Consider the following 672-nt stretch of genomic DNA (forward strand, 5'->3'; position numbering starts at 1 on the left):
TCACGCAGCAGTACACGACGTTTTCTGATGCTCAGACTTACACCCGATCGTGCAGTCTTGGGACTTGGAAACCGTGGCGGCGCGCTGTCACGCTTGACGATTTCACGGGTGCAAATCAACAGTTGCAGCCAAACGGCTTTCAGCGGGTGCCGGGTGGCTTACTTTTGCAATGTGGCTCTGTGACTGTCGCCGCAAACAACGCACCGACCGTCATCAATCTGCCGATCCCGTGGCCCGTGGGCGGCATGATCCCGATTTGCAGTCCGGGCGGCCTTGTTGCGAGTGCGGTCTCGTGCGGTTGTGCAATCACGGGGATTAGCCAGCTTACGTTGTGGCAAAGCGGGACCAATCCGATCACGGTCGTGTACCACGTTTGGGGACGATGATGAAGAACTACTACTACTCAGCGGCGTCGAATGCGTTTTACCCAGTCACGTTGCGGGATGACTATGAACGCAGCGGCACGTGGCCAACGGACGGTGTGCCTGTCGACGAAGATGTCTTTTGTGAATTCGCGTGCGCGCCAGCGCCTCACGGAAAGACTCGTGTTGTCGGCCCCGACGGCTTGCCGGCTTGGGGCGATATCCCACCCCCGTCTGCGGAACAAGTGCTTGCTGATGCGATGGCGCTGCGAGCGTCGCTGATGGCTCAGGCGACAACTGCAATCGCGCC

2 protein-coding genes are annotated in these 672 nt (G+C 59.4%); both read left to right on the plus strand.

Annotated elements, in window-relative coordinates:
• Positions 1 to 386, plus strand: a 386-nt coding sequence (locus ACEU5R_RS31960; RefSeq protein ID WP_392413932.1) for a pyocin knob domain-containing protein, incomplete at its 5' end; no start/stop codon positions are given.
• Positions 386 to 672: tail fiber assembly protein (locus tag ACEU5R_RS31965; RefSeq protein WP_392413935.1), on the plus strand; the 287-nt coding region annotated here is incomplete at its 3' end. The genes ACEU5R_RS31960 and ACEU5R_RS31965, both read left to right, overlap by 1 nt.

This window comes from Achromobacter sp. 413638 (assembly GCF_043119405.1).
GTDB lineage: Bacteria > Pseudomonadota > Gammaproteobacteria > Burkholderiales > Burkholderiaceae_B > Achromobacter.